Origin of the sequence: Haloactinopolyspora sp., from assembly GCF_027324685.1 — a bacterium.
GTDB lineage: Bacteria > Actinomycetota > Actinomycetes > Jiangellales > Jiangellaceae > Haloactinopolyspora.
Map to the genome: position 1 here is coordinate 1 of NZ_DAHVSH010000052.1, position 4380 is coordinate 4380.

6 protein-coding genes are annotated in these 4380 nt (G+C 69.7%); 5 read left to right on the plus strand and 1 reads right to left on the minus strand.

The window, feature by feature from the left end; translation table 11 throughout:
• The 4 genes from M6444_RS06595 to trxA form a co-directional block, all read left to right on the plus strand.
• On the plus strand, positions 1-1072 hold a 1072-nt coding region (locus tag M6444_RS06595; RefSeq protein WP_298324519.1), incomplete at its 5' end, for a cysteine desulfurase family protein.
• Between the two features lie 7 nt (positions 1073-1079).
• Entirely contained in the window at positions 1080-2162 is a 1083-nt protein-coding gene (gene mnmA, locus M6444_RS06600) for a tRNA 2-thiouridine(34) synthase MnmA (protein ID WP_298324522.1), read from the plus strand.
• A gap of 285 nt (positions 2163-2447) precedes the next feature.
• Positions 2448-2909: a CBS domain-containing protein gene (locus M6444_RS06605; RefSeq protein ID WP_298324525.1), complete on the plus strand. Its 462-nt coding sequence runs from the start codon at positions 2448-2450 to the stop codon at positions 2907-2909.
• A 76-nt stretch (positions 2910-2985) separates the two neighbouring features.
• A complete protein-coding gene (gene trxA / locus M6444_RS06610; protein WP_298324528.1) occupies positions 2986-3363 on the plus strand; it encodes a thioredoxin in 378 nt (125 codons plus the stop codon).
• A 3-nt stretch (positions 3364-3366) separates the two neighbouring features.
• Here the strand turns inward: trxA and M6444_RS06615 are convergent, their stop codons facing one another.
• Complete coding sequence (locus tag M6444_RS06615) at positions 3367-3564, minus strand: hypothetical protein (protein ID WP_298324531.1); 198 nt, start codon at positions 3562-3564, stop codon at positions 3367-3369.
• Positions 3565-3629: 65 nt separating this feature from the next.
• Here M6444_RS06615 and M6444_RS06620 point away from each other — a divergent pair.
• The coding region (locus M6444_RS06620; RefSeq protein ID WP_298324533.1) for a hypothetical protein at positions 3630-4380 on the plus strand (751 nt) is incomplete at its 3' end.

Genomic DNA, 4380 nt, shown 5'->3' on the forward strand with positions numbered 1-4380 from the left:
CCTCGCCCGCAAGGTGGTCGAGGAATCGCGCGAGTCGGTCGCGGCCGCGCTGGGCGCCCGCCCGGGCGAAGTGATCTTCACCTCCGGCGGCACCGAGGCGGACAACCTCGCGGTCAAGGGCATCTACTGGGCCCGGCGTGCGGCTGACCCGCGCCGGGTAAGGGTGCTCGCCTCGGCCGTGGAGCACCACGCGGTCCTGGACTCGCTGGACTGGTTGGCCGCTGACCAAGGCGCGAAAGTCGAGTGGTTGCCGGTCGACGGTACCGGTCGCTTGGACACCGCCGCGTTGCGAGCCACGCTCGCCGCCGACCCCGCATCCGTGGCCCTGGTCACCGTGATGTGGGCGAACAGCGAGGTCGGCACGTTGCAGCCCATCGGCGAGGTCGCCGCCATCGCCCACGAACACGGCGTGCCGGTGCACAGCGACGCCGTCCAGGCCGTCGGGCAGGTGCCGGTCGATTTCGCCGAGTCGCAGCTGGACGCGTTGACCATGTCCGGGCACAAGATCGGCGGTCCGGTCGGCTCCGGCGTGCTTCTCGCCAGCCGCGAGCTCGACCTCGTACCCGTCCAGCACGGCGGCGGCCAGGAACGCGATGTACGCTCCGGAACGCTCGACGCACCGTCGGCCGCGGGGCTGGCCACGGCGCTGGAAGCCGCGGTCACCGATGTCCGCGAGCGGGCCGCGGAATTGGCCGCGCTGCGCGACGAACTCGTCGAGGGTGTGCTGGCCGCCGTGCCCGACGCGGTCCGCAACGGCGCCGCCGATCGCTGCCTGCCGGGCCACGCGCACTTCTCCTTCCCGGGCTGCGAGGGCGATGCCATGTTGCTTCTGCTCGACGCCGCGGGTATCGACTGCTCCACCGGAAGTGCGTGTTCGGCCGGGGTGCCGCAGCCCTCGCACGTGCTGTTGGCCATGGGTGTCGATCCCGAGCTGGCCCGCGGATCGTTGCGGTTCACCCTCGGGCGGACGTCCACACGCGCCGATGTCGCCGCCCTGGTGGACGCCATCGGCCCGGTGGCCGAGCGAGCCCGGGCCGCCGGCCTGACGAACGTAGATACTCGATCGAGGTGACGTGACCATGCGTGTGTTGGCAGCGATGTCCGGCGGCGTCGATTCCGCCGTGGCAGCGGCCCGGCTCGTGGAGGCCGGGTACGACGTCACCGGGGTGCACCTGGCGTTGTCGTCGAATCCGCAGTCGTTTCGCAGCGGCGCCCGTGGATGCTGCACCATCGAGGATTCCCGGGATGCTCGGCGGGCCGCCGACGTGCTCGGCATCCCGTTCTATGTGTGGGACCTCGCCGAACGGTTCCGTGCCGACGTCGTCGACGACTTCGTCGCCGAGTACGCCGCGGGCCGCACCCCCAACCCGTGCCTGCGCTGCAACGAGAAGATCAAGTTCGCCGCGGTGCTCGACCGCGCCCTGGCGCTGGGCTTCGACGCCGTCGCGACCGGCCATTACGCCCGCATCGTCGAGACCGACGGCGGGCGCGAGCTGCATCGCGCGGTGGATCAGGACAAGGACCAGTCCTACGTCCTGGGCGTGCTCACCGCTGAGCAGCTGGCCCACGCACTGTTCCCACTGGGCGACACCGTCAAGGGTGAAGTGCGGGCCGAGGCAGAACGACGCGGCCTGGCGGTGGCGCGCAAGCCCGACAGCCACGACATCTGCTTCATCGCCGACGGCGACACCGCCGGTTTCCTGCGCACCCAACTGGGTGACGCGCCGGGCGAGGTCGTCGACGTCGATGGCGAGGTGGTGGGTGAGCACGACGGCACGTACGGCTTCACCATCGGGCAGCGACGCGGCTTGCGCATCGGCCGGCCCGCTCCCGACGGCCGCCCGCGCTACGTCCTGGACATCTCGCCGGTCGACCGGCAGGTGACCGTCGGCCCGCGCGAGGCGCTCGCCGTCGAGGAACTCACCGGGCTCAATCCGCGCTGGTGCGGGCCGCCGCCCAGCACGACGCTGCGGTGCCGGGCGCAGCTGCGTGCGCACGGCGAGCCGGTCGAAGCGTCCGCGGAGGTGCGCGGAGACGAGGTGCTGGTCCGGTTCGACACGCCGCAAGAGGGCGTTGCACCAGGTCAAGCGGTCGTGCTGTACCAGGGCAGCCGGGTCATCGGTTCGGCCACCATCGACGCCACCCGTCAGCTGGTCACCTGATCGAGCGCAAAAAGCGCCATGACGTACCTCGGGGCCCGCGCGTTGCGCCGGCCCCGAGGCTCCCCCATGCGGCACCGCCGGTCCACCCGTCCCGGACTGGAATCGGCACCTAGGTAGAACTACATCAGCTCGACCCGGGTTGGCGGACCGGGCGAAGGTCAGCTGCCACTGAGGACCAAAGTCACCGCATTCACCTGGGTTTTCGGTGCCGATCTTGGGACTTTCGCCTCCCGCCGTGTCGTGCCGGTGGTCCTAACCTGAGACGGCGACGAGGGGAGCTGAATCGTGGTCACAGTGGGGGAAGTGATGACGCGGCGGTTCCAAGCGGTCGAGCCGGCGACGACGAGTCTCACCGCTTGGGAATTCATGCGTCGATCCGGGGTGGAGCATCTCGCGGTCGTCGGGAGATCGGGACGGATCCACGGCATCGTGTCTCGTTCGGACATCGCGGTGGCGCAGTCCGAGGAATCGGTCCGGGTGCTACGCCGGACGCTGGGCGAGATGCTGTTCGGCAAGGCGAGCCCGCGAGTGTCGCCGAAGACGCCGATCGGCTTGGCGGCGCAGGTGATGTTCGACGCGCATTGCGACGCCCTCTCGGTGGTGAACAGCTCCGGCCGGTTGGTCGGTCTGGTCACCGACCGCGACGTGCTGGCGGCCGTGGCCGGCCGGCAGCAGGCCCGGGCGACTGAACGGGCCGTGCCGCCGCTGCGGCCGTGGACGGTCACCGACATCGAACCGGTGTCGTAACACCCGGCGTCGCGGTCAGGAATGCGGGCCGGTCCCTTCGGTGTTCCATGCGGGTACTCACTATGAAGGGACCGGCATGGCCACGCTTGACCTGACCATCGACAATTTCAACGACGTCACCACCGCGGACGGCATCACGCTGGTGGACTTCTGGGCAGCGTGGTGCGGACCGTGCCGGCAGTTCGGCCCGGTGTTCGAGAAGTCCTCCGAACGCCACGAGGACATCATCTTCGCCAAGGTCGACACCGAGGCGCAGCGCGAGATCGCCGGCGCCATGCAGATCACCTCGATTCCGACCTTGATGGCGATCCGCGACGGCGTGGTCTTGTACGCCCAGCCGGGAGCTCTGCCCGAGGCCGCGCTGGAGGACCTGATCGCGCAGGTGCGCGCGGTCGACATGGACGAGGTCGCTCGCCAGATCGCTGAGCAGGCACAGCAGTCCGGCTCCGACTGAGCTCTACAGCGGCAGGTCTTTGACCAGGTACATACGCTGCTGCCACGTTTCGCGGTAGGTTCCCGCGTGCTGGCGGCAGAAATACAACTCGCCCCCGTCGAGCACCACCCGCACTCGCGCTCGCATCCCGCAACGATCACACATTTCTATCTCCGGCGTGCCGAACAGGCTTGAGGCCGGCTGTCGAGTCTGCACGGTCATGATGCCTCCTTGCCGTGTCTATCCGGATGACATACCCACCAAGCGCCGTCGTATGGTCGGTTTTCGTGAACTACCTCTGGGCTGCCGGCTCGGCCACCGGCATCGGGTCACTGCCCTACGACGACCGCGACGAGGCCGCTCGGATCGTGGTCGGCGAGCTGGGCGAGTTTCCGCATCTGCCCGAACTGCCCAGCCGAGGCGCCGGCGCGGACATGATCGGCCGGAGCGCCGTGCTGCTGGTCGATCTTCATGTCGATCTTCAGCCGGCGGGGTGGCGGCTGATCGACCGGGCCAGTGGTGACGAGCGCCGAGCCAGGTCGATGCTGGCTGCCGATCTCGACGCACTCGAGATCGCCGCGCACGGTTATGAGGGTCCGTTGAAGATCCAGGTCAGCGGGCCGCTCACGCTGGCGGCGTCCCTCGAGAAGACCAGAGGTGATCGGGTCCTGGCCGATCACGGCGCGCGCCGTGACCTGGCCGAGTCGCTGGCCGAGGGTGTGCGGGCCCACGTCGCCGACGTCGCGAGCCGAGTTCCCGGTGCCCAGGTCGTGTTGCAGCTCGACGAGCCGAGTCTGCCCGCCGTCCTGGCCGGGTCCATCCCCACCATCAGCGGCTTCGGACGATTGCGGTCGGTCGCGGAGCCCGAGGCGGAGTCGTTGCTGAGCGCGGTTGTCACAGCGGCCGGCGTGCCGGTGGTCGTGCACTGCTGCGCTCGCACCGTGCCGGTGCTCCTGCTGCAGCAGGCCGGAGCCGTCGCCGTCGCCGTCGACGTTGCTCAGCTGGACGACGCGGTGCTCGGTGAGCTGGCCCACGCCG

Bases quoted from the DNA above. Each gene is read 5' to 3' on its own strand.
- mnmA (WP_298324522.1), top strand. From the start codon at position 1,080: ATGCGTGTGTTGGCAGCGATGTCCGGCGGCGTCGATTCCGCCGTGGCA.
- trxA (WP_298324528.1), top strand. From the start codon at position 2,986: ATGGCCACGCTTGACCTGACCATCGACAATTTCAACGACGTCACCACC.
- M6444_RS06615 (WP_298324531.1), bottom strand. From the start codon at position 3,564: ATGACCGTGCAGACTCGACAGCCGGCCTCAAGCCTGTTCGGCACGCCG.